General features: G+C 69.0%; 19 protein-coding genes and 2 tRNA genes. 12 read left to right on the top strand and 9 right to left on the bottom strand.

Going from position 1 to position 21,875, the window contains the following annotated elements; all coding sequences use genetic code 11:
* Positions 1–220: 220 nt before the first annotated feature.
* Positions 221–1,669: an amino acid permease gene (locus FHX80_RS07695; protein ID WP_145763514.1), complete on the bottom strand. Its 1,449-nt coding sequence runs from the start codon at positions 1,667–1,669 to the stop codon at positions 221–223.
* Positions 1,670–2,058: 389 nt separating this feature from the next.
* Between FHX80_RS07695 and FHX80_RS07690 the strand changes: the two genes are divergently transcribed.
* On the top strand, positions 2,059–2,655 hold the full coding sequence (locus tag FHX80_RS07690) for a biotin transporter BioY (RefSeq protein WP_145763513.1): 597 nt from the start codon (positions 2,059–2,061) through the stop codon (positions 2,653–2,655).
* A gap of 188 nt (positions 2,656–2,843) precedes the next feature.
* On the opposite strand, the gene FHX80_RS07680 is transcribed toward FHX80_RS07690, so the two are convergent.
* A complete protein-coding gene (locus FHX80_RS07680; RefSeq protein ID WP_145763511.1) occupies positions 2,844–4,304 on the bottom strand; it encodes an amino acid permease in 1,461 nt (486 codons plus the stop codon).
* 229 nt (positions 4,305–4,533) lie between these two features.
* Here FHX80_RS07680 and FHX80_RS07675 point away from each other — a divergent pair, with 229 nt between their 5' ends.
* A complete protein-coding gene (locus FHX80_RS07675; RefSeq protein WP_145763510.1) occupies positions 4,534–5,022 on the top strand; it encodes a ribose-5-phosphate isomerase in 489 nt (162 codons plus the stop codon).
* An 84-nt stretch (positions 5,023–5,106) separates the two neighbouring features.
* Positions 5,107–5,916, top strand: a complete 810-nt coding sequence (locus FHX80_RS07670) for an Fpg/Nei family DNA glycosylase (RefSeq protein WP_145763509.1) — start codon at positions 5,107–5,109, stop codon at positions 5,914–5,916.
* Positions 5,917–6,091: 175 nt separating this feature from the next.
* Here the strand turns inward: FHX80_RS07670 and FHX80_RS07665 are convergent, their stop codons facing one another.
* Positions 6,092–7,324, bottom strand: coding sequence for a GNAT family N-acetyltransferase (locus FHX80_RS07665; RefSeq protein WP_145763508.1), 1,233 nt, complete (start codon positions 7,322–7,324; stop codon positions 6,092–6,094).
* Between the two features lie 106 nt (positions 7,325–7,430).
* On the opposite strand from FHX80_RS07665, the gene FHX80_RS07660 reads away from it, so the two are divergent.
* The gene (locus FHX80_RS07660; protein ID WP_145763507.1) at positions 7,431–8,576 is read left to right on the top strand and encodes a PP2C family protein-serine/threonine phosphatase; all 1,146 of its coding nucleotides are present in this window, start codon (positions 7,431–7,433) and stop codon (positions 8,574–8,576) included.
* A gap of 50 nt (positions 8,577–8,626) precedes the next feature.
* Here the strand turns inward: FHX80_RS07660 and FHX80_RS07655 are convergent, their stop codons facing one another.
* Positions 8,627–9,790 (bottom strand): cation:proton antiporter, encoded by a 1,164-nt coding sequence (locus FHX80_RS07655; protein ID WP_145763506.1) that lies wholly within the window; start codon positions 9,788–9,790, stop codon positions 8,627–8,629.
* Between the two features lie 182 nt (positions 9,791–9,972).
* On the opposite strand from FHX80_RS07655, the gene FHX80_RS07650 reads away from it, so the two are divergent.
* Positions 9,973–10,458 carry an HD domain-containing protein gene (locus tag FHX80_RS07650; protein WP_145763505.1) on the top strand — a complete coding sequence of 162 codons (486 nt, stop codon included), beginning with the start codon at positions 9,973–9,975 and terminating at the stop codon, positions 10,456–10,458.
* 47 nt (positions 10,459–10,505) lie between these two features.
* On the opposite strand, the gene FHX80_RS07645 is transcribed toward FHX80_RS07650, so the two are convergent.
* On the bottom strand, positions 10,506–11,684 hold the full coding sequence (locus FHX80_RS07645; protein WP_145763504.1) for an acyltransferase family protein: 1,179 nt from the start codon (positions 11,682–11,684) through the stop codon (positions 10,506–10,508).
* 480 nt (positions 11,685–12,164) lie between these two features.
* On the opposite strand from FHX80_RS07645, the gene FHX80_RS07640 reads away from it, so the two are divergent.
* Positions 12,165–12,359 carry a hypothetical protein gene (locus FHX80_RS07640; RefSeq protein ID WP_145763503.1) on the top strand — a complete coding sequence of 65 codons (195 nt, stop codon included), beginning with the start codon at positions 12,165–12,167 and terminating at the stop codon, positions 12,357–12,359.
* A 110-nt stretch (positions 12,360–12,469) separates the two neighbouring features.
* Here FHX80_RS07640 and FHX80_RS07635 read toward each other — a convergent pair.
* Positions 12,470–12,543: transfer RNA gene (locus tag FHX80_RS07635), tRNA-Gly, on the bottom strand.
* Positions 12,544–12,708: 165 nt separating this feature from the next.
* Here FHX80_RS07635 and FHX80_RS07630 point away from each other — a divergent pair.
* The 5 genes from FHX80_RS07630 to clpX all read left to right on the top strand — a co-directional run bounded on the left by FHX80_RS07630 (position 12,709) and on the right by clpX (position 17,425).
* A tRNA-Pro gene (locus FHX80_RS07630) sits at positions 12,709–12,785 on the top strand.
* Positions 12,786–12,935: 150 nt separating this feature from the next.
* Positions 12,936–14,333 (top strand): trigger factor, encoded by a 1,398-nt coding sequence (gene tig / locus FHX80_RS07625; RefSeq protein ID WP_145763502.1) that lies wholly within the window; start codon positions 12,936–12,938, stop codon positions 14,331–14,333.
* A 264-nt stretch (positions 14,334–14,597) separates the two neighbouring features.
* Positions 14,598–15,203, top strand: a complete 606-nt coding sequence (locus FHX80_RS07620; RefSeq protein WP_164494417.1) for an ATP-dependent Clp protease proteolytic subunit — start codon at positions 14,598–14,600, stop codon at positions 15,201–15,203.
* Positions 15,204–15,285: 82 nt separating this feature from the next.
* Entirely contained in the window at positions 15,286–15,969 is a 684-nt protein-coding gene (locus FHX80_RS07615; protein WP_145763501.1) for an ATP-dependent Clp protease proteolytic subunit, read from the top strand.
* A 157-nt stretch (positions 15,970–16,126) separates the two neighbouring features.
* Positions 16,127–17,425: an ATP-dependent Clp protease ATP-binding subunit ClpX gene (gene clpX, locus FHX80_RS07610; RefSeq protein ID WP_145763500.1), complete on the top strand. Its 1,299-nt coding sequence runs from the start codon at positions 16,127–16,129 to the stop codon at positions 17,423–17,425.
* Positions 17,426–17,499: 74 nt separating this feature from the next.
* Here clpX and FHX80_RS07605 read toward each other — a convergent pair whose 3' ends face one another.
* On the bottom strand, positions 17,500–18,504 hold the full coding sequence (locus tag FHX80_RS07605) for a hypothetical protein (protein WP_145763499.1): 1,005 nt from the start codon (positions 18,502–18,504) through the stop codon (positions 17,500–17,502).
* Between the two features lie 150 nt (positions 18,505–18,654).
* Between FHX80_RS07605 and FHX80_RS07600 the strand changes: the two genes are divergently transcribed.
* Positions 18,655–21,276, top strand: a complete 2,622-nt coding sequence (locus FHX80_RS07600; RefSeq protein WP_145763498.1) for a valine--tRNA ligase — start codon at positions 18,655–18,657, stop codon at positions 21,274–21,276.
* Between the two features lie 26 nt (positions 21,277–21,302).
* Here the strand turns inward: FHX80_RS07600 and FHX80_RS07595 are convergent, their stop codons facing one another.
* Together FHX80_RS07595 and FHX80_RS34635 are read right to left on the bottom strand one after the other, a co-directional pair.
* Complete coding sequence (locus FHX80_RS07595; protein WP_145763497.1) at positions 21,303–21,623, bottom strand: response regulator transcription factor; 321 nt, start codon at positions 21,621–21,623, stop codon at positions 21,303–21,305.
* Positions 21,599–21,763, bottom strand: a complete 165-nt coding sequence (locus FHX80_RS34635) for a response regulator (protein WP_167523381.1) — start codon at positions 21,761–21,763, stop codon at positions 21,599–21,601. The genes FHX80_RS07595 and FHX80_RS34635 overlap by 25 nt, the downstream gene beginning before the upstream one ends.
* Between the last annotated feature and the right edge of the window lie 112 nt (positions 21,764–21,875).

The raw sequence follows: 21,875 nt of genomic DNA, 5'->3' as shown, positions 1-21,875 counted from the left end.
TCGAACCCTCCAACTGCCGTCCTGTTGTTATTGCAATCTATATGCAAGAGCAGGCTAACAGCAGTAAGCGCTGAGGGGGGATCAGCCCTTCGGCGTAGGACTCCGGCCGGGCAGGCGGTCACGGGGGAGCCTCGCGACCGCCCTTCCGGCTTTCCGGGCGCACGAGAACGCCGGGCGGGCCGGAGTGGTCCGGCCCGCCCGGCGTACCGGGAGCGGGTGGCTAGGAGGGCGCCCGGGCGCTCCCCGCGTCCGTCGTCCCTGTTTCTCCGGAGCGCCGCTGCCGTACGACGCCGATGGCGATCAGGACCGCCGTGAGCGCGCCCGTCGCCAGCAGCTGGTCGCGGGTGTCGGGCTGGCGGAGCATCAGGAAGAAGATGGCGGCCATGGCGAGGAGGGCCGCCACCGTCAGGGCCGGGAACAGCCACATCCGGACCACCAGCTTCTGCGGCTCCTCGCGCTCCAGCCGGCCGCGCAGGATCAGCTGGGAGACGGCGATGAAGATCCAGACGACCAGGATCACCGCGCCGGTCATGTTGAGCAGCCAGGGGAACACGTCGTCCGGGCGCCAGTAGCTCAGCAGCACGCACAGGAAGCCGAACGCGGACGAGGCCAGGACCGCGCCGCGCGGCACGCCGGACGAGACCCTGCCGAGCCGCTTCGGGCCCTGGCCGCGGGCGACCAGGGAGCAGGCCATGCGCGAGGCGCCGTAGACGTTGGCGTTCATCGCCGAGAGCAGGGCCACCAGGATGACCACGTTCATGATCTCGGCGGCGCCGCTGATGCCTAGGTGGTCCAGGGCCGCGTAGAAGGGACCGACCTCCACGACCTTCGGGTCGTCCCACGGGACGAGCGTGACGATGACCGCCATCGAGCCCACGTAGAAGAGCGCGATCCGCCACATCGCCGTCCGCACGGCCTTCGCGACACCCCGCACCGGGTCCTCGGACTCGGCCGCGGCGATGGTGACGGTCTCCAGGCCGCCGTACGCGAAGACGGAGGCGAGCAGTCCGATGACCAGCCCCTCGGAGCCGTTCGGCATGAAGCCGCCCCCGCCGTCGAGGTTGGCGGTGCCGGGGGCGTCCGTGTCCGGGAGCACTCCCAGGATCGCCAGCACGCCCAGCACCAGGAACAGTGTGATCGCGACGACCTTGAGCGCGGCGAACCAGAACTCGAACTCGCCGAACTTCGTCACCGAGGCCAGGTTCGTCCCCAGGAACACCACCATGAACAGCGCCACCCAGGCCCACTCCGGAGTCCCGGGCAGCCAGCCGGTGACGATCTTCGCCGCACCGATCCCCTCGAGGCCGACGGCGACGCAGAGCAGCACCCAGAACGCCCAGCCCGCCGTGAACCCCGCCCATGGGCCTATCGCCCGCTCGGCGTGCACGGAGAAGGAACCGGATGCCGGATTGGCCGCCGACATCTCGCCGAGCATCCGCATCACGAGCATGACCAGCAGCCCGGAGACGGCGTACGCGATGACGACCGAGGGGCCGGCCGCGGCGATACCCGCGCCGGAGCCGACGAACAGTCCGGCGCCGATGACACCGCCGAGGGCGATCATCGACAGATGGCGCTGTTTGAGTCCGTGGGTGAGGGCCGAATCGGTCCCGTTGTCGGAGGTGGCGGCCGGGGTGCCGGTGGGGGGAGGCACGGAGGTCCGAGGCATGGACGAGCTCTGTTCGTTCGGTGACTGGGGGATGTGTACCAGTCTGAACACGCACATCGCTCAGACGGAACGGATGTCCGTTATACGGTCACCATGCTCACACGAGGCGCACACACCACCGCGTGGAGCGGGTCTCTCGCGCGGATCGGCCTTTTAGAGGGAATCGACAGTCGAATCCCGGCGCCCTACTCGGTCCGCGGGTGGCTGATCCCCTCTCACCTCAGTGACGAGTGTCACGCCCGAGGATGATTGCGTGCCGTTCCTTGTATGAATCCCACCAATCCCTCAACCGCCGCTTTGTGGGCCGCTGACGGTGATCGAGCATTGCTCCGTCGGCTAACGTCAGGCTCAGCCCTGTCCCCACCCTGCCCTCACCTCGCGGAGTCCCGATGAGCACTGCTGCCGCCGCCCCCGTCCGTACCGGAGCGGTCCTCGCCGACCTGCTGCCCGCCGCCCGGCACCGCTACGCGGTGGACACCGCCCTGGTGCTCGGCGGCGCCGCGCTCACCGGCATAGCCGCCCAGATCGCCGTGCCGGTCCCCGGCTCCCCGGTCCCGGTCACCGGCCAGACCTTCGCCGCGCTCCTCGTCGGCACCGCGCTCGGCGCCCGCCGCGGCTTCCTCGCCCTCGCCGTGTACGCGCTCGTCGGCATGGCGGGCATGCCGTGGTTCTCGGCCGGCAGCTCCGGCGCGGGCGGTGCCTCGTTCGGCTATGTGCTCGGCATGCTGCTCGCCGCCACCGTGGTCGGCGGCCTCGCCCGCCGCGGCGGCGACCGCTCCGTGCTGCGTACGGCGGGCACCATGGTGCTCGGCTCGGCGATCATCTACGCGGTCGGCGTGCCCTACCTGGCGCTGTCCACCGGCATGTCGGCGAGCGCCGCGATCGCGGCCGGCCTGACGCCGTTCCTGCTCGGCGACGCGCTCAAGGCTGCGCTCGCCATGGGCGCGCTGCCCGCGTCCTGGAGGCTCGTCGGCCGTCGCGGCTGATGCCGTAACGCCCTTCGAAGAGGCTCGCCGGGTCGCAGTGCGACACCAGACCGGCGAGCCTCTTCGTGTGTCCGCGCGTCGGGGAAGCCCTCGGTGCGGTCCCGCCGCCTGAGGAGAAGTCCGGTGAACGGTGCACGGCGAGCGATCCGCACGCGAGCGGTACGACGGCCCCGGTCAGGCGGGGGACATCAACTGTCGACGGTCCCGGCCGGGACGTCGCCGCGGCGCCGGCGCGCCTCGCGCACCAGCGAGACGGCCACCACCAGGACCGCGACCAGCAGCGAGAGCAGCACCTGCTCGCGTCCCGCGTCGTCGGTCAGCATGTAGACCAGTACGAACGAGATCATCGCGATGGTCGCCCAGGTCAGATACGGGAAGAGCCACATCCGAACGACCAGCTTCTCGGGCGACTCGCGCAGGATGATGGCGCGCATCCGCAGCTGGGTGAAGCAGATGACCAGCCAGACGAACAGGGCGACCGCGCCGGAGGAGTTCAGCAGGAACGCGAAGACGGTGTCCGGCCACTGGTAGTTGAAGAAGACGGCGACGAAGCCGAAGACGACCGAGGAGAGGATGGCCGCCTGCGGCACGCCCCGCTTGTTGGTCCGGGCGAACGCCTTCGGGGCGTCACCGCGGTGGCCGAGCGAGAAGGCCATCCGGGAGGCCGTGTAGAGGCCGGAGTTGAGGCAGGACAGGACGGCCGTCAGCACGATGACGTCCATCACCTGACCGGCGTGCGGGATGCCGATCGAGTCGAGCGCGGCGACGTAGCTGCCCTTTTCGAGGATCGACGGGTCGTTCCACGGGAGCAGGGTCAGCACGACGAGGATCGAGCCCAGGTAGAAGACGGCGATCCGCCAGATCACGCTGTTGGTGGCCTTCTGGACGGCGCGCTGCGGATTCTCCGACTCGCCGGCCGCCAGCGTCACGATCTCGCTGCCCATGAAGGAGAAGACCACCATCAGCACCCCGGTGAGGATGGCGCCCGGCCCCTTGGGGAAGAAGCCGCCGGTGTCGGTGAGATGGGCCAGCCCCGAACCGGCGTTGTCCGAACCGGGCAGCACGCCGAAGACGGCGAGCAGACCGATGAGCACGAAGGCGCCGATCGCGACCACCTTGATCCCGGCGAACCAGAACTCGAACTCGCCGTACGAGCCGACAGAGACCAGGTTCGTCGCGGTCAGCACCAGCATCACGATCAGCGCCCAAGCCCACTGCGGGACGCCCGGCACCCAGTTCTCCAGGATCTTGGCACCCGCCGTGGCCTCGACGGCGAGCACCACGACCCAGAAGAACCAGTAGAGCCAGCCGATCGAGAATCCGGCCCAGCGGCCCAGCGCCTGGTCGGCGTAGGCGGAGAAGGAACCCGACGCCGGACGCGCGGCCGCCATCTCACCGAGCATCCGCATCACGAAGACGACCATCAGGCCGACCAGCGCGTACGACAGCAGGATGGCGGGTCCGGCGGCCGCGATGCCCGCGCTCGAACCCACGAAGAGGCCCGCTCCGATCACGCCGCCGATCGCGATCATCGAGAGGTGACGGTTCTTGAGACCGGCCTGGAGCCCCTCCTCGGGCCCTGTCCGGTCCGAACGGTCCGGTCCCTCGGGCGGCCGGCCCGGTCCGGCCAGAGTCGTCTGCGACGTCATGGACTGAATCCTCACGTTGTCGGTCACTCGGTTGCGTGTCCCGCCGCCGCACGGTGGTGAGCGGCGAGCGTTGTATTGAAGCCCGGCCGGCCCTGAAAGCGGAACCCCTACCTCCGCATCGTTGACAAGATCATCGCCTCAGCGGCTTCGCGCACACAGACTCCGCACACCAGGGCCACACCGCACCCCGTCGTCGGCTACCCGGCGAAGCTCGTGCCACACTCCTCCCATGCGCGTGTACCTCGGCTCCGACCATGCCGGTTACGAACTCAAGAACCACCTCGTCGAGTGGCTCAAGGCCCAAGGCCACGAGGCCGTCGACTGTGGTCCCCACATCTATGACGCCCAGGACGACTATCCGCCGTTCTGCCTGCGCGCCGCCGAGAAGACGGCCGCCGACCCGGACAGCCTCGGCATCGTCATCGGCGGCTCCGGCAACGGCGAGCAGATGGCCGCGAACAAGGTCAAGGGCGTCCGCGCCGCACTCGCCTGGAGCGAGCAGACCGCCGCGCTGGGCCGCGAGCACAACGACGCCAACGTGATCTCCATCGGCGGCCGGATGCACACGGAGGAGGAGTGCACGAAGTTCGTCGAGATCTTCCTCACCACCCCGTACTCCGGCGAGGAGCGGCACTCCCGCCGCATCGCGATGCTCACGGCGTACGAGAACACCGGCGAGCTCCCCCCGGTCCCGGCCCACCACCCGCAGCAGGGCTGACCGCCTCACTTCCCGCTGTGCCGCCGGCGCCCCCGGCGGCACAGCCATGTCCGCGCCACCGCCTTACCCAGGAGAGCCGCCGCCGTGCCCGAGGGACACACGATCCACCGCCTCGCGGCGGACCACCGGGACAGGTTCGCCGGCCGGCCGGTGCGGGTGAGCAGCCCGCAGGGCAAGTTCTCCGACAGTGCCGTCCTGCTCGACGGCCGGGTGCTCGACGCGGTGGACGCGCACGGCAAGCACCTCTTCCTCGGCTTCGAGGGGACCGGCTGGGTCCATGTCCACCTCGGCCTGTTCGGCAAGCTGGGATTCGGTACGGCCCCGGCCCCGCCGCCCACCGACACGGTCCGGCTGCGCCTGCTGACCGACGAGCACCACGCGGATCTGCGCGGCCCCACCACCTGCGCACTGATCACCGACGCCGAGAAGCAGGCGATACACGACCGGCTGGGCCCCGACCCGCTGCGCTCCGACGAGGACGGCGAGCGCGCGTGGCTGCGGATCTCCCGGAGCCGGATCACCGTCGCCGCCCTGCTGATGGACCAGAGGGTCGTCGCGGGCGTGGGCAACGTGTACCGCGCGGAGGTGCTGTTCCGGCACGGCATCGACCCGTACCGGCCCGGCAGGGACCTCACACGCCGCGAGTGGGACGCGATCTGGGCGGACCTGGGCGAGCTGATGCGCGAGGGCGTACGCAACAACCGCATCGACACGGTCCGCCCCGCGCACCTGCCCGAGGCGATGGGCCGCCCGCCGCGGGTGGACGACCACGGCGGCGAGGTGTACGTCTACCGGCGCGCCCGGCAGGCGTGCCACATCTGCGGCACGGAGATCCGCACGGCGGACCTGGCCTCCCGCAACCTGTTCTGGTGCCCGGGATGCCAGTCCCACTGACCGCACCCGCGTCCTCATGCGCCGGACGGGCTCCCGGTGTCCTCGAGCGCCGGACAGGGCTCTCTGTGTCCTCAAGCGCCGGACGGGCCGCTGACGTCCTCAAGGCGCCGGACGGGCTTGATTTCCAGCCAGTCCGGCGCTGAGGACGAAACCGACCGCGGGAAGCCCCGGAACCTCAGAACCCCCGCGGCAGCCACGGCGCCACGTCCGACAGGAACGCCGACGACACCTCCGCCACCGCCCCCGCCCGAAGCTCCCGCACCCGCCCGGCCAGGGCCAGCGCGCCCATCGACTCGCCGCCCAGATACGCGGACCCCAGCTCCCGCACCGACAGCGCCAGATCTGCCGCCTCCTCGGTGCGCTTGCACGACGCACCGCCCTTCGCGTCGGCCGTCAGCCGCCAACGCCCCTCGTTCCAGGGGCAGAACGCGTCCTCGATCTCGAACACCACATCCATCGGCGCCCGGTAGCTCCGCGCCTCCAGTGCCGCGCCCACGTCAACCAGCCGCACATGGAGCGAGTCCCGGATCCGGATCTCGCAGCGCCGTACGTCCGATACCAGATGCAGCACCGCGTCGTCCGCCGGCCGGTTGCGTGCCTCGACCGTCGACGTCAGGTCGATCGCGAAGAGGAACCGCCACAGCGCCGCGTACCCCGCGGGATCCAGCGCCGCCAGATCGCCCACCACGATCCGGCCCTTGGGGCCCGACGCCTCCCATTCCGGTTTGATGTGGTACGTCGTGTAGCCCACCACCTCCCCGTCCCGCTCGGCCAGCAGGCACTGCAACGCCGAACCGCCCTGCCGTGAACTCACCGGATCGACGAGCGACTTGCGCTCCCAGCCCGGACCGTGGGCCGGAGTGCCGGGCCGGCCCGGCACCAGACGCGCGTACACGCTCTCGCACGCCGCGACCGCCTCGTCCTTCTTCGCGTACCGCAGCCGGACCTCGTCCGTACCCTCCGGAACGTTCAGCCGCACCCGGTCCGTGTCGATCGTCAGGGACATCTGGCGGCTCGCCGCCCCGTACCCGTAGCGGCCGTAGATCGCCGGCTCCGACGCCGTGAGCACGGCGATCGGCTCACCCAGCGCCCGAACGTCGTCGAGCTGGCGGCGCATCATCGAGGTCAGCAGCCCACGCCTGCGGTGCGTGGCGGCGACACTCACCATCGTCACACCCGCGGCCGGCACCAGGGCCCCGCCCGGCACGGCCAGCCGGAAGCTGAAAGCCCCTGACGTGGCCACCACATCCGTGCCGTCCCAAACCCCCAACGACCGCTCGTGCTCGGTCAGCGACTCCACCAGCTCGCGCTCCTCGGGAGCCTCGGCCACCCCTCCGAAGGCGAGCTCCAGGCACTCGAACCATTCGTTCCATTCGGACGGCTGCAATACGCGGAGCTCTGTAGTCATATGCCATTCCTACCAGGGGCGACGGCGGCCGAGCGACCCGTTTTCGAACGCATTGTCACAGGGGTCCCCCTGCACCGAAGGCCGTCGGGTGGATAAGGTCCCCGCAATGGCCCGACGCGCAGGAGCAGAGACATACCCGGCCCGATTGAGGAAATCGGCACACCGGGTACGCAGCACGCTGCGCAGATCCGGAGTCGACTACTTCCGCGGTGACGGCTCCGACTGGATCGCCCTGGCCGCCCTGCTGATGGTCATCCCGGCCATCACCTGCGGCACTCTCCTCAACCCCGTGTGGTGCTCACCGGCCGCACTCGTCCTGCCGATCGTCGCGGGCGGCCTGCTGCTGCGGCCCGCCAGCCTGCTCGGCCTGTACGCGGCCGCCGCCACGGCCCTGATCGTCGAGTCCATCTGGCTCGGCCCGTTCAAGGACGGCACGGTCGGGGTCACCCCCGGAACCGTGCTGACGGTCGCGGCCTGCGGCTTCTTCGGGCTGGTGCTCGCCCAGTTCCGGGCCAGGGTCGGCGTGCCGTGGCGACGCGGCGGCACGATGCTCTTCGACCTGCGCGAACGCATCCGGGTCCAGAGTGCGCTGCCCCGGCTCCCGCAGGGCTGGCACCGGGAGATGTCGCTGCGCCCGGCGGGCGGGCAGTCCTTCTCCGGCGACTTCGTCGTCGCGGCCCGCACCAACGGCGGCCGCACCCTGGAGGCCGTGCTCACCGATGTGTCGGGCAAGGGCATGGACGCGGGCTCCCGTGCCCTGCTGCTGTCCGGCGCCTTCGGCGGGCTCCTCGGATCGCTGCCGCCGCACGGCTTCCTGCCCGCCGCCAACGGCTATCTGCTGCGGCAGGACTGGGACGAGGGCTTCGCCACCTCGATCCATCTGGTCCTGGACCTCGAATCGGGCGACTACGAAATCCTCTCGGCAGGCCATCCCCCCGCCCTCCAGCTCCACGCCGGCAGCGGCCGGTGGGAGGAGAAGGCCGCGGGGGGTCCCCTGCTCGGGGTGTACGACGGGGCGCAGTTCGACGCCGTGAAGGGCTCGCTGGCCCCCGGGGACGTGCTGATGCTGTTCACCGACGGACTGGTGGAGACGTCCGACCGGGACATGGCGGAGGGCATCGACCGGCTGACCGGCGAGGCCGACCGCTATGTCTCGACGGGCTTCGAGGGCGCGGCCTGGCACCTCATCGAGGCGTGCGCCAAGGACGTCAACGACGACCGGGCACTGCTGCTGTTGTCACGCAAATCCTGAACCGTACGCAACCGGTTCGAATCGGGCGTGCGTCAACGGGGTTCGGTCCGTCACCGGATCGGGGTGAGTGCGGCATCGCGTCCGCCCGGAAGGATTTGGGCCAGCCAGTGCGAGCGTCCGGCCACCAGCGGTGCCAGGACCGCGAGGACGAGGACGTATCCGGCGATGAACGGTGCCAGCCGCTCGTCCAGTCCCGCGCCCGCCGCCATCGTGGCGAGGATGAGCGCGAACTCGCCGCGTGCCACCAGGGTGGTGGAGATGTTCGCCGTGGCCTGCGGGCCGAACCCGTACAGCTTGGCCGTGGCGACTCCCGCGAGGACGTTCATGGCGAGGGTCAGCGCGACGGCGGCCAGTACCGCCCACAGCACGATCGGCAGATCGCCGGGGTCGATGGAGAGGCCGAAGGCGAAGAAGAAGATCGCGCCGAAGGCGTCGCGCAGCGGATGGACCAGCTTCAGGATGCGTGTCCCCGAGGTGGTGCTGCCGAGCATCAGGCCCACCATGAAGGCGCCGATGGCGTCCGCGACCCCGAACCACTCCGAGATGCCGGCCACCAGGACCGCGGCACCGAGGAAGGAGATGACGAGCAGTTCGTCGTCCCGGGTGTTGATCAGCTTGCTGATGAGTTTGGTGCCGAACCGGGCGACCAGGGCGAGCACCAGCAGGAATCCGAAGGCCTTGCCGCCGTCGACCGCCGCCGCGGCGAGGCTGTCGGCGCCCGAGAGGATGGGCTGGAGGGCTGCCAGGTACAGCGCGAGGAACACGTCCTCGACGACGATGATGCCGAGGATCGGCTTGGTCTCCGGATTGCCGATCCGGCCCAGGTCGACCAGGACCTTGGTGACGATGGCCGACGACGAGATGCCGAGCACCCCGGCGAGCACCAGTGCCTCCGACGTGCCCCAGCCCAGCGCGAAACCGAAGCCGAGTCCGGCGCCGACGTTCAGAGCGAGATAGGCGCCCACGGCGAGCGCCATCTTGCGCCCGCCCGCCTTGAGGTCGTCGAGGTGGAACTCCAGGCCGAGGTAAAAGAGCAGCAGCACCAGGCCGAGCGCGGAGAGCATCTCCAGGTCGTGCGGGTCGGCGACGAGGACGATGCCGGGGGTGTGCGGGCCGAGCAGGATTCCGGCCAGGATGAACAGGGGGATGGTCGGCAGTCCGATGCGGCTGCCGACGCGGGCGAGAACGGCGGCGGCGAGGAATGCGCCGCCCATGGCGATGAGCGTGTCTGCGTGTCCGATGAGCCCGGTCCTTCTTTAGGTCAAGAACGCGTCAAGAATTAGTCAGTAATTAGTTTACCGAATGATTGACGTTGCAAGCATTTCGCCTGCGCCGGGCGCCCTCGCCACCACCGCCGAGATCCCCAACTGTGCCGGTCCGTCCGTAGAGTCGGGCCATGACAGCACCCCGCGCACAGCTGACCCTGGCCGAAGTCGAGCGCATCGCCCGCGAGGCCCACGCCGGTCAGCGGGACAAGGCGGGCCGGCCGTACACCGAACATCTCGCGGCCGTCGCCGAGGGCGTGCGCGCCCGGGGCGGCAGCGACGAGCAGATCGCCGCCGCCTGGCTGCACGACGCGGTCGAGGACGACGCGCTGTCGGCGCGATGGCTGGCCGGGGCCGCGCTGCCGCAGCAGGTCAAGGACATGGTCCTCGCGGTCACCAAGCGGGACGGTGAGGACCTGCCGACGTACACACGCCGCATCCTTGCGACCCCGGGCGCGCTGCTGATCAAGGAGTCCGATCTCGCGCACAACGCCGACCCGGCCCGCCTCGCGGCGCTGGACCCGGCGACCCGTACCCGGCTGGCCGAGAAGTATGCGCAGGTACGGAGCCTGCTCGGGCTCACCGCACCGAAATCGCCCACCGAACAGCGGGATTGAGCCAACACGGCGAGGCCCCGCCCATCCGGACGGGGCCTCGCCGCATCTCAGATCCTTGCGGAGTCCCGCCGGAACGCCCAGTTCATGTCCGGCTCGGTCACGCACCGCAGGGCCCGCCGCACCGGCGGCGTGCACAGCAGCGTCACGCCGGCCGTGGCGACCAGGGTGACGAGCACCAGACCGGTCGGCGAGACCAGCCACTCGTTCCGGTCGAAGATCCCGGCGTAGTCGGCGCCCTTCACCAGGAAGCCGTGCAGCAGATAGCCGCAGATCGTCCCGGCGCCCAGCACCGTGAACCACATGGGGCGGCGCGGCACCCACGCCAGGAACCCGATGGTCAGCAGCGTCGCGCAGCCGAACAGCGCGAGCGTCATCACCGCGCCGGACCACCATGGGGCGTTCATGTCCTGGGCGCTGGAGTCGCGCAGGAACCAGCCCAGTTGCATCCGGGGCGCCGCCCAGTAGGCGAAGACCGCCGCGCCGGCGAACAGCGGCAGGGCGAGCAGCCGTACCTCGCGCCGCTGGACCAGCCGGAAGTGCTCGGGCCTGAGCTGGAGTCCGAGCACGAAGAACGGCAGGAACTGCAGAACGCGCGGCAGGTCGAGATCGTCGCCGATGCCGGGGGTGAGCGAGGCGAGGACGGCGATGACGAGCGAGACCGCCAGCGGGTGACGCAGGTTCTGCCAGATCGGCGTGGTGATCCGCCAGATGAACAGCGCGGCCAGGAACCAGGTCAGGTACCAGGGCTCCAGCAGGCTGATCGCCGCGTCGGGCGAGTCGTTCGCGTACCGCCGGAACAGCGAGTACGCCGTCTCGAACACCACATACGGCACAGCGACCCCGGTGACCAGGCGCTTCACCTTGGCGGGGGTCGGGCTGAACGAGCGTGAGAAATAGCCGGAAATGATGATGAAGGCCGGCATGTGGAAGGTGTACGTCACCATGTACAGCGCGCGGGCCGCCCGGCTTCCCTCCATGACCGGTACCCATGAGTGCGCCACCGCGACCAGCACGATGGCCAGGTACTTGGCGTTGTCGAAGTAGGCGTCACGCTTCTTCGCAGGCTCGTTCTTCGCAGGCTCGTTCTTCGCAGGCGCGTTCGCAGGCGCGTTCTGCGCAGGTCGTTCCGCTACCGCCACCCCTGCGGGCGCCTGGCGTTCGGGCTCCGACTCCCGGGTCGCCGGTGGGAGCGGGTCCCTCTGAAATACGTTCGGAGCGTGGAACATCTCAAGCACCCTAGACGTCTCGATTGCATTTCGTAAAACCGCCATCGAATATCGCGTGTGCCCGGCTGAACGAAAGTCAAACCCTCAACTTTTGCCCGGTATGGGCATGTTGATCCTCCTTAAATGGTGCATATCGCCAGGCGATTGAGGGAGGAGAGTTACGTCGCATTCGACCCTGGGAATTGCATGTGAATAAAGTGTGTGGATAAGGAAACGATCACCGTTGTGGATCATTCCCGTTCATCGGGCATTGCCCCGGGCGTCTTCCCGCACCCGCCGTGCGGCCACCGGGCCGACGGGCCGCGCCCGGACGTCGCGCGCCGGCGCGCACGCTGCGCAAGATGGCGCGATACCGACCGGTCCATTCGTCACCTGGCAGCGACCACAGGGGAGTTGGTGGCACGATGGACGTCAACGGAGGAGTGCGCGGCCGCACGCCTCCGGGCCGGCAAGGCGGACCGACCGAGGGTGTGATCAGTCGTGGCCATTTCACTGTCTGTGGTGCTTCTTTTGGCGATCATCCTGGTGGTCCTGATCCGAGGTGGCTCCATCAAGGCCGGACCCGCGGTCGTCGCGGTGCTCTTCGGCTTCTTCCTGGCATCGACCGGCATGGCGCCGTCGATCCAGAAGTTCATGGACTCGATAGCGCAGAGCATCAACCAGATCAGCTTCTGATCCGGGGCCGCGGATCAGAAGCTGATCCGCGGCCGCTCCGTGCGCAGAAACGCGAAAGGCCCGGTCCGGCAACCATCCGAGAAGGATGTCGCCGGGCCGGGCCCGAGGCATGGAGCGGGCGACGGGAATCGAACCCGCGTAGCTAGTTTGGAAGACTAGGGCTCTACCATTGAGCTACGCCCGCATGCAACGCACCGCAGGTCACGAGGACCGCGGCACGAGAAGCATCGTAGCGGGTCACGGGCGTTGCCCGCACACTCGATCGCGACACCAGGTGCCGAGTTGCGCGCCGCCGCGCAAAAGCGGCCGACGCACCCTCGGTCTGCATGTACCCTACGTGTCGCACCGACGGGGTGTGGCGCAGCTTGGTAGCGCGTCCGCTTTGGGAGCGGAAGGTCGTCGGTTCGAATCCGGCCACCCCGACCATCGGCAAGATCGCATTGTGGGAGTTCTCCCCCTTGCCGTTACTATGCAAAATGCGTGCCCGTGTGTCTGATGTACCGGGCTCGGTCCGCGAAGCCGCCACCTGTGCGGTGGAGCAGAACCCCTAGAAGTCAGCCACAAGGAGACCGAACCGTGAAGAGCGCCGTGGAGACCCTGAACCCGACTCGGGTTCGGCTCAGCATTGAGGTGCCCTTCGAGGAGCTCAAGGACAGCCTCGACGCGGCGTACAAGAAGATCAACCAGCAGGTCACGGTGAAGGGGTTCCGCAAGGGCAAGATCCCCAACCGGGTCATCGACCAGCGGTTCGGCCGTGGTGCTGTGCTGGAGGAGGCCGTCAACGACGCGCTCCCGAAGTTCTACACCGAGGCCGTCAACGAGGGAGAGCTCAACGTCCTCGGCCAGCCGGAGGTCGACATCACGGAACTGAAGGACGGCGAACTGCTGGCCTTCACCGCCGAGGTTGACGTACGCCCCGAGATCGAGATTCCGGACTACTCCGGCATCGAGGTCACCGTCGACGCCCTTGAGGTCAGCGACGAGGACGTCGAGAAGGCCGTGGAGCAGCTCCGTGAGCGCTTCGCCTCGACCAACCCGGTCGAGCGCGCCGCCGCCGACGGCGACGTCGTCACGATCGACCTGACCGCCAAGGTCGAAGGCGAGGTCCTGGAGGACGGCGTAGCCGAGGGTGTTTCGTACACCATCGGTTCCGGCGAGCTCCTCGAAGGCATCGACGACGCCGTCACCGGCCTGGAGGCGGGTGGCGAGGCCACCTTCACCTCCGAGCTGAAGGGCGGCTCCGCCGAGGGCAAGGAGGCCGAGGTCACCGTCAAGGTCACCGCCGTCGCCGCCCGTGAGCTTCCCGAGCTGGACGACGAGTTCGCCCAGATGGCGAGCGAGTTCGACACGCTCGACGAGCTCAAGGCCGACAGCCGCAAGCGCCTTGAGAACAGCAAGCAGTACGACCAGGCCACGCAGGCCCAGGAGCGCGTCCTGGAGGAGCTGCTGAAGCTCGCCGAGGTCCCGATCCCCGAGAAGCTGCTCGCGGACGAGGTCCAGACCCGCAAGCACAACCTGGAGCACCACCAGCTCGGCCAGATGGGTCTCGACCTGGAGAAGTACCTGGAGATCCAGGGCAAGACCCTTGAGGAGTTCGAGGCGGAGACGTCCGAGCAGGCCATCAAGGGCATCAAGACCCAGTTCATCCTTGACGAGCTCGTCAACAAGGAGAAGCTGAACGTCAACCAGGAGGAGCTCACCGAGCACCTCATGCGGCGCGCGCAGTCCTCCGGCATGAGCCCCGACCAGTTCGCCCAGGCCGTCGTCGAGGGTGGCCAGGTGCCGATGCTCGTCGGCGAGGTCGCCCGCGGCAAGGCGCTGGCCGTGGTCGTCGAGGCCGCCAAGGTCGTCGACACCAACGGTGAGGTCGTCGAGCTGGAGGACGACGAGGACGTGGCGGAGGAGGCCACCGAGGTGGTCGAGGCCGCAGAGGGCGCCTCCGACGCCCCGGCCGAGGAGAAGACCGAGGCCTGAGCCTCGCGCTGAACCCGTACGACGGGCTCCGGACGCACATGCGTCCGGGGCCCGTCGTCGTATCGGTGGACATCCCCACAACCCGCGTGCGGACTGCGGAGCTTGCGCTCCCAGCGAACAGTTGCGGAAGCGGGATGGCGTTGTCCCACCTGCGCGTTAGGGTCCATGAATAGGAAGGGTCGGGGAGTCCCGGCCCACCCGGTACGAAGACGCTGAGACGGCCGGAGCCGTCAGAGACGAGCAGGTGGATACGTGACGAATCTGATGCCCTACGCCGCCGGAGAGCCGTCCCTCGGTGGAGGCCTCGGTGACCAGGTCTACAGCCGACTGCTCGGCGAGCGCATCATCTTCCTCGGCCAGCAGGTCGACGATGACATCGCCAACAAGATCACCGCACAGCTGCTTCTCCTTGCCGCCGACCCGGACAAGGACATCTACCTCTACATCAACAGCCCCGGCGGTTCGGTGACGGCCGGCATGGCGGTCTACGACACCATGCAGTACATCCCGAACGACGTGGTCACCATCGGTATGGGCATGGCGGCCTCGATGGGCCAGTTCCTGCTCACCGGCGGCACCGCGGGCAAGCGCTTCGCGCTCCCGAACACCGACATCCTCATGCACCAGGGTTCGGCCGGTATCGGCGGTACGGCCTCGGACATCAAGATCCAGGCCCAGTACCTGCTGCGCACCAAGCAGCGGATGGCGGAGATCACCGCCCGCCACTCCGGCCAGACCGTGGAGACGATCATCCGCGACGGCGACCGCGACCGCTGGTACACCGCGGAGGAGGCCAAGGACTACGGCCTCATCGACGAGATCATCACGATCGCGTCGGGCGTTCCGGGCGGCGGCGGCACCGGCGCCTGATCCGGCTTCGCACCGGACCGCGCCGCACCCGCGCCGCGCATCTCTCGTACGCCGAGACACCCAGCCACAGAACGCCACCAGGATGGTGAACACCCACATGAACAACTTCCCCGGCGCCTCCGCGAGCGGCCTCTACAACGGCCCGCAGGTGGACAACCGCTACATCGTGCCGCGCTTCGTGGAGCGCACCTCGCAGGGCGTGCGTGAGTACGACCCGTACGCGAAGCTCTTCGAGGAGCGCGTGATCTTCCTCGGGGTGCAGATCGACGACGCCTCCGCCAACGACGTCATGGCGCAGCTGCTGTGCCTGGAGTCGATGGACCCGGACCGGGACATCTCGATCTACATCAACAGCCCCGGCGGCTCGTTCACCGCGCTCACCGCGATCTACGACACGATGCAGTTCGTGAAGCCGGACATCCAGACGGTCTGCATGGGCCAGGCGGCCTCCGCCGCGGCCGTGCTGCTCGCCGCGGGCGCGCCGGGCAAGCGTCTGGCGCTGCCGAACGCGCGTATCCTGATCCACCAGCCGTCGTCGCAGACCGGCCGCGAGCAGCTCTCCGACCTGGAGATCGCGGCCAACGAGATCCTGCGGATGCGGAGCCAGCTCGAGGAACTGCTGGCGAAGCACTCCACCACGCCGATCGAGAAGATCCGCGACGACATCGAGCGGGACAAGATCCTGACCGCCGACGACGCCCTGGCATACGGTCTGGTCGACCAGATCGTCGCGACGCGCAAGACCGCGGCCGGAGCGGCCGTCTGACGTCGGCCTTTACCCCTTGGTACGGCAGGGTCACCCGGCCTCGGCCGTGTGAACCGTGCCAAGGGGGGCCCGAACGGGGGGCCAGGCAAGGTACCGTCGGATAGAGGCACCAGGAGCCGCTGAACCAGGCGTCTCCCAGGCGAAGGGGAAGCACCTCGTGGCACGCATCGGTGATGGCGGCGACCTGCTCAAGTGCTCGTTCTGCGGAAAGAGCCAGAAGCAGGTGAAGAAGCTCATCGCGGGACCCGGTGTGTACATCTGCGACGAGTGCATTGATCTCTGCAACGAGATCATCGAGGAGGAGCTCGCGGAGACCTCAGAGGTGCGGTGGGAGGAACTTCCCAAGCCGCGCGAGATCTACGAGTTCCTCGAGGGGTACGTCGTAGGGCAGGAGCCCGCGAAGAAGGCCCTCTCGGTCGCTGTGTACAACCACTACAAGCGGGTCCAGGCCGGGGAGAACGGCGGCGGGACGGGTCGCGACGACGCGATCGAGCTCGCCAAGTCCAACATCCTGCTGCTGGGCCCCACGGGCTCCGGCAAGACGCTCCTCGCGCAGACACTGGCCCGCATGCTCAACGTCCCGTTCGCCATCGCCGACGCGACGGCGCTGACGGAGGCCGGCTATGTCGGCGAGGACGTCGAGAACATCCTGCTGAAGCTGATCCAGGCCGCTGACTACGACGTCAAGAAGGCCGAGACCGGGATCATCTACATCGACGAGATCGACAAGGTCGCCCGCAAGAGCGAGAACCCGTCGATCACCCGCGATGTCTCCGGCGAGGGCGTCCAGCAGGCCCTGCTGAAGATCCTGGAGGGCACCACCGCCTCCGTGCCGCCGCAGGGCGGCCGGAAGCACCCGCACCAGGAGTTCATCCAGATCGACACGACGAACGTGCTGTTCATCGTGGGCGGCGCGTTCTCCGGTCTCGAGAAGATCATCGAGTCGCGGGCGGGCGCGAAGGGCATCGGCTTCGGCGCCACGATCCGCTCCAAGCTGGAGATCCAGGCGAGCGACCAGTTCCAGGAGGTCATGCCGGAGGACCTGGTGAAGTTCGGGATGATCCCCGAGTTCATCGGCCGTCTCCCGGTCCTGACCTCGGTCCACAACCTGGACCGCGAGGCCCTGCTCCAGATCCTCATCGAGCCGCGCAACGCCCTGGTGAAGCAGTACCAGCGGCTGTTCGAACTCGACGGTGTGGAGCTGGACTTCGAGCGCGAGGCGCTGGAGGCCATCGCCGACCAGGCGATCCTGCGCCAGACCGGCGCGCGCGGTCTGCGCGCCATCATGGAGGAAGTCCTCCAGTCCGTGATGTACGAGGTGCCGTCCCGCAAGGACGTCGCCCGGGTCGTCATCACCTCGGACGTGGTCCGCAACAACGTCAACCCGACCCTGGTCCCGCGCGAGCCGCGGACGATCGGCAAGGGCGACGACGGGCGGCACGAGAAGTCGGCGTAGCGGTGATGTAGGTACGTACGCGAAGGGGCGCCCGCCCGGATGAACCGGCTGGGCGCCCCTTCGCGTTGCCCGGATCAGATCTTGGTGCGGGAGGTGTTGTAGAGCTTGGCGGTGATGGCCGCCGCCTCCTCCTGCGGCATCCCCTTGCCGGTCATGGACAGGGCCACGTCGACTCCGAGCACGGTGCCGACCGTGCTGTAGTCGGCCCAGACGCAGACGGGGATGACGAATTCCTTCGGTCCCTTGGCGACGGTGCCGTCGCTCTCCTTGTTCAGCACCTTCAGGTCCTGGCACTTCATGAGGGCGCCCTTGAAACCGTCCGGTGTGAGGGCCTTGGGGCTGCCGATGCGCTGGACTTCCATCCCTTCGGCGCCCTTCTTGAAGTTCTCCTCCGCGCCGTTGAAGGCGGTGTCGATGACCTTCGCGGGATCGGTGACGTCGCCCCAGATGCCCATGAGCGTGACGGACTTGACCGAGGCGGGATTGTCCGCGGCGCCCGACTGATAGGTGGCGCCTGCCTGCTGGGGGTCCTTGATCCCCAGGTTCTCGTACCGGGTCTTGGCCTCGCCGGTGGCCGGCCCTGAAGCCGCCGCGGCGGAGGGGGCCTTCTTGTAGCCGTCCAGCGTCGCCGCCGGTGTCAGCTTGTACCCCTTCGTGGAGTCCGCGACATCGCTGTTGCTCGCGCCCCCGCCCGACGTAAGGAGGTACACGCCGCCGCCGATGACCGCCAGCGCCACGATCACGCCGCCGATGATCAGGCCGGTCTTCTTCTTCGGCGGCTGGGCCGGGGGGAACCCGGGCTGCTGGCCGTAGACCGGCTGGCCGCCGTACGGGGGAGTGGGGGGCTGCTGGCCGTACGGGCCGGGCTGCTGGGCCTGCGGGTAGCCGTAGCCCGGCTGCGGGGGCTGCTGCTGCGGCGGGACACCCTGGGGGGCCTGCTGCGGGTACCCGTAACCGGGCTGCCCCTGCGGCTGGCCCTGCGGCGGCGGGCCGCCGTACGGGCCCGGCTGCTGGCCGTACGGTCCGGGCCGGCCCTGGGGCGGCTGACCGTCGTACGGGCCCGGCTGGTTGAAGCTCATCTGCGGATTCCCCTGTTCGTCATGCTCATGTGTTTCTCTGCGTTCCGAACATCCTGACGGAAGGCCCGCGGGGGTGGGGCACCGGGAGGGACACCGTTACTGAACAAACCGGTTTCAGTGCACGACTGTGACGGCCCTAAACTGTGGGGCGTGACCGAGAACGCAGCGCAGCAGCCAGCCAGCAACCCCGAACTGCCGACCCAGTACACGCCGGCCGAGGTAGAGGGGGAGCTGTATGAGCGCTGGGTGGAGCGCGGCTACTTCGAGGCCGACGAGCACAGCGACAAACCGCCGTACTCCATCGTCATCCCGCCGCCCAACGTCACCGGCTCCCTGCACCTGGGACACGCCTTCGAGCACACGCTGATCGACGCGCTCGTCCGCCGCAAGCGGATGCAGGGCTTCGAGGCGCTCTACCAGCCCGGTATGGACCACGCCGGCATCGCCACCCAGAACGTCGTCGAGCGCGAACTCGGCAAGGAGGGCAAGTCCCGCCACGACCTGGGCCGCGAGGCCTTCGTCGAGCGCGTCTGGCAGTGGAAGGACGAGTCCGGCGGCCAGATCTCCGGCCAGATGCGCCGCCTCGGCGAGGGCGTCGCCTGGTCCCGTGAGCGGTTCACCATGGACGAGGGCCTGTCCAAGGCCGTCCAGACCGTCTTCAAGCGGATGTACGACGACGGGCTTGTCTACCGCGCCGAGCGCATCATCAACTGGTGCCCGCGCTGCCTCACCGCGATCTCGGACATCGAGGTCGAGTACCAGGAGGACGACGGCGAGCTCGTCTCCATGAAGTACGGCGACGGCGACGAGACCATCGTCGTGGCCACCACCCGCGCCGAGACGATGCTCGGAGACACCGCCGTCGCCGTCCACCCCGACGACGAGCGCTACAAGCACCTGGTCGGCAAGCAGATCAGACTGCCGCTGACCGACCGTACGATCCCGGTCGTCGCCGACCACCACGTCGACCCCGAGTTCGGCACCGGCGCCGTCAAGGTGACCCCGGCGCACGACCCGAACGACTTCGAGATCGGCAAGCGCCACGACCTGCCGTTCCTCACCGTCCTGGACGAGCGCGCCGTCATCACCGTCCCCGGCCCCTTCCAGGGACTGGACCGGCTGGAGGCCCGCTCCGCCATCGTCGCCGCCCTGCGCGCCGAGGGCCGGATCGTCGCCGAGAAGCGTCCGTACGTCCACTCCGTCGGGCACTGCTCGCGCTGCAAGACGACCATCGAGCCGCGCCTCTCCCTCCAGTGGTGGGTCAAGGTCGAGCCGCTCGCCAAGGCGGCCGGTGACGCCGTCCGCGACGGCAAGGTCAAGATCCATCCGCAGGAGATGGAGAAGCGCTACTTCGACTGGGTCGACAACCTCCACGACTGGACGATCTCGCGCCAGCTCTGGTGGGGCCACCGCATCCCCGTCTGGTACGGCCCGAACGGAGAGGTCGTCTGCGTCGGACCGGACGACGAGGCACCCACCGGCGAGGGCTGGACGCAGGACAGCGATGTCCTGGACACCTGGTTCTCCTCCGGCCTGTGGCCCTTCTCCACGCTCGGCTGGCCCGAACAGACCGACAGCCTCGCGAAGTTCTACCCGAACTCCGTCCTGGTCACCGGCTACGACATCCTCTTCTTCTGGGTCGCCCGGATGATGATGTTCGGCCTGTACGTCAACGACGGCGTCCCGCCGTTCGAGACGATCGTGCTGCACGGGATGGTCCGCGACGAGCACGGCAAGAAGATGTCGAAGTCCTTCGGCAACGTGGTCAACCCGCTGGACTGGATGGACAAGTACGGCTCCGACGCGCTCCGTTTCACCCTGGCGCGCGGCGCCAACCCCGGCGTCGACGTCCCGATCGGCGAGGAGTGGGTCCAGGGTTCCGCCAAGTTCTCCAACAAGATCTGGAACGCCACCCGCTTCGCCCTGATGAACGGCGCCACCATCGAGGGCGAGCTGCCGGCCGCCGACGAGATGTCGGTGACCGACCGCTGGATCCTGTCCCGGCTCAACAAGACCGTCGCCGAAGTCGACGCGTACTACGACGACTTCCAGTTCTCCAAGCTCAGCGAGGCGCTGCGGCACTTCGCCTGGGACGAGGTCTTCGACTGGTACGTCGAACTGTCCAAGACCACGTTCTTCGGCGGCGGCAGGCCGGCCGAGGTCTCGGGCCGGGTCCTGGGCGAGGTCCTCGACGTGATGCTGCGACTCCTGCACCCGGTCGTCCCGTTCGTCACGGAGACGCTGTGGACCGCGCTCACCGGCCGCGAGTCCGTCGTCATCGCAGACTGGCCCACGGACAGCGGCTTCCGTGACGACGCCGCCGAGAAGGAGATCGAGCTGGTCCAGCAGGTCGTCACCGAGGTCCGCCGCTTCCGCTCCGACCAGGGCCTCCAGCCCGGCCAGAAGGTCCCGGCCGAGCTGACCCTGACCGGTACGCAGCTCGCCGCGCACGAGGCGGCCATCCGTCAGCTGCTGCGCCTCCAGCCCGCCGGGGACGGCTTCCACGCCACCGCGTCGCTGCCGGTCGCGGGCGCCACGGTCGCGCTCGACCTGTCCGGCACCATCGACGTCGCCGCCGAGCGCAAGCGCCTGACGAAGGACCTGGAGGCGGCGCAGAAGGAGAAGGCGCAGGCCACCGGGAAGCTCGGCAACGAGGCGTTCCTGGCCAAGGCCCCGGACAACGTGGTCGACAAGATCCGTGGCCGGCTCGCCAAGGCCGAGGCCGACATCGAGCGGATCACCAACCAACTGGCCGGCCTGCCGCAGGGCTGAGACCGCAGGAAGCCCCCGTACCCCTCTCAGGAGGGATACGGGGGCTTCGTCGTGCACGCGGGCCTCACCTCTCCAGCGCCACCGGACCCGCGGTCGGCGGCTCCGCGTCGCGCCGGGTCTTGGCCCAGCCGTTGCGGCCGCGCAGGGTACGGACGAACGCCCGCGCCGAGATGGGTGCCCAGGTCCAGACTGATCCGCCCGTCCTCGATGACCGACACCACTTCCACCGCTCCCGTGGTGCTGCGCCGCAGCCGCGCCCGTATCAGCGGCTCGTACAGCCGTTGCGGAAGCTCTGGCGTCAGGTAGTCGTCCGCCCCGGCGTTCAGGGCGCGGACCGCTTCCGGCACCCGGTGCTCCACGTCCTGACCGCGATCGGCAGATCGCTTATGTTGCGGACCCGGCTGAGCACTTCCCACGGGTCGAGACCGGGCAGCCGCAGGCTGAGGATCAGGCTGTCGGGGCGGTATTCGTTCAGGGCGCGCAGCACGCTCTCACCGCTGTGGACAACCAGTGTCCGGTAGTGCGCGTGCCGGGCGATCCGGCCAGGGCCGGGTGCGGGCCGTCCGGGGCGGCGATCAGGATCAGGGGTACGGGGCGCA

The organism is Streptomyces brevispora, assembly GCF_007829885.1.
GTDB classification, from domain to species: Bacteria; Actinomycetota; Actinomycetes; order Streptomycetales; family Streptomycetaceae; genus Streptomyces; species Streptomyces brevispora.
This window is presented reverse-complemented; position numbering and strand designations above follow the sequence as displayed.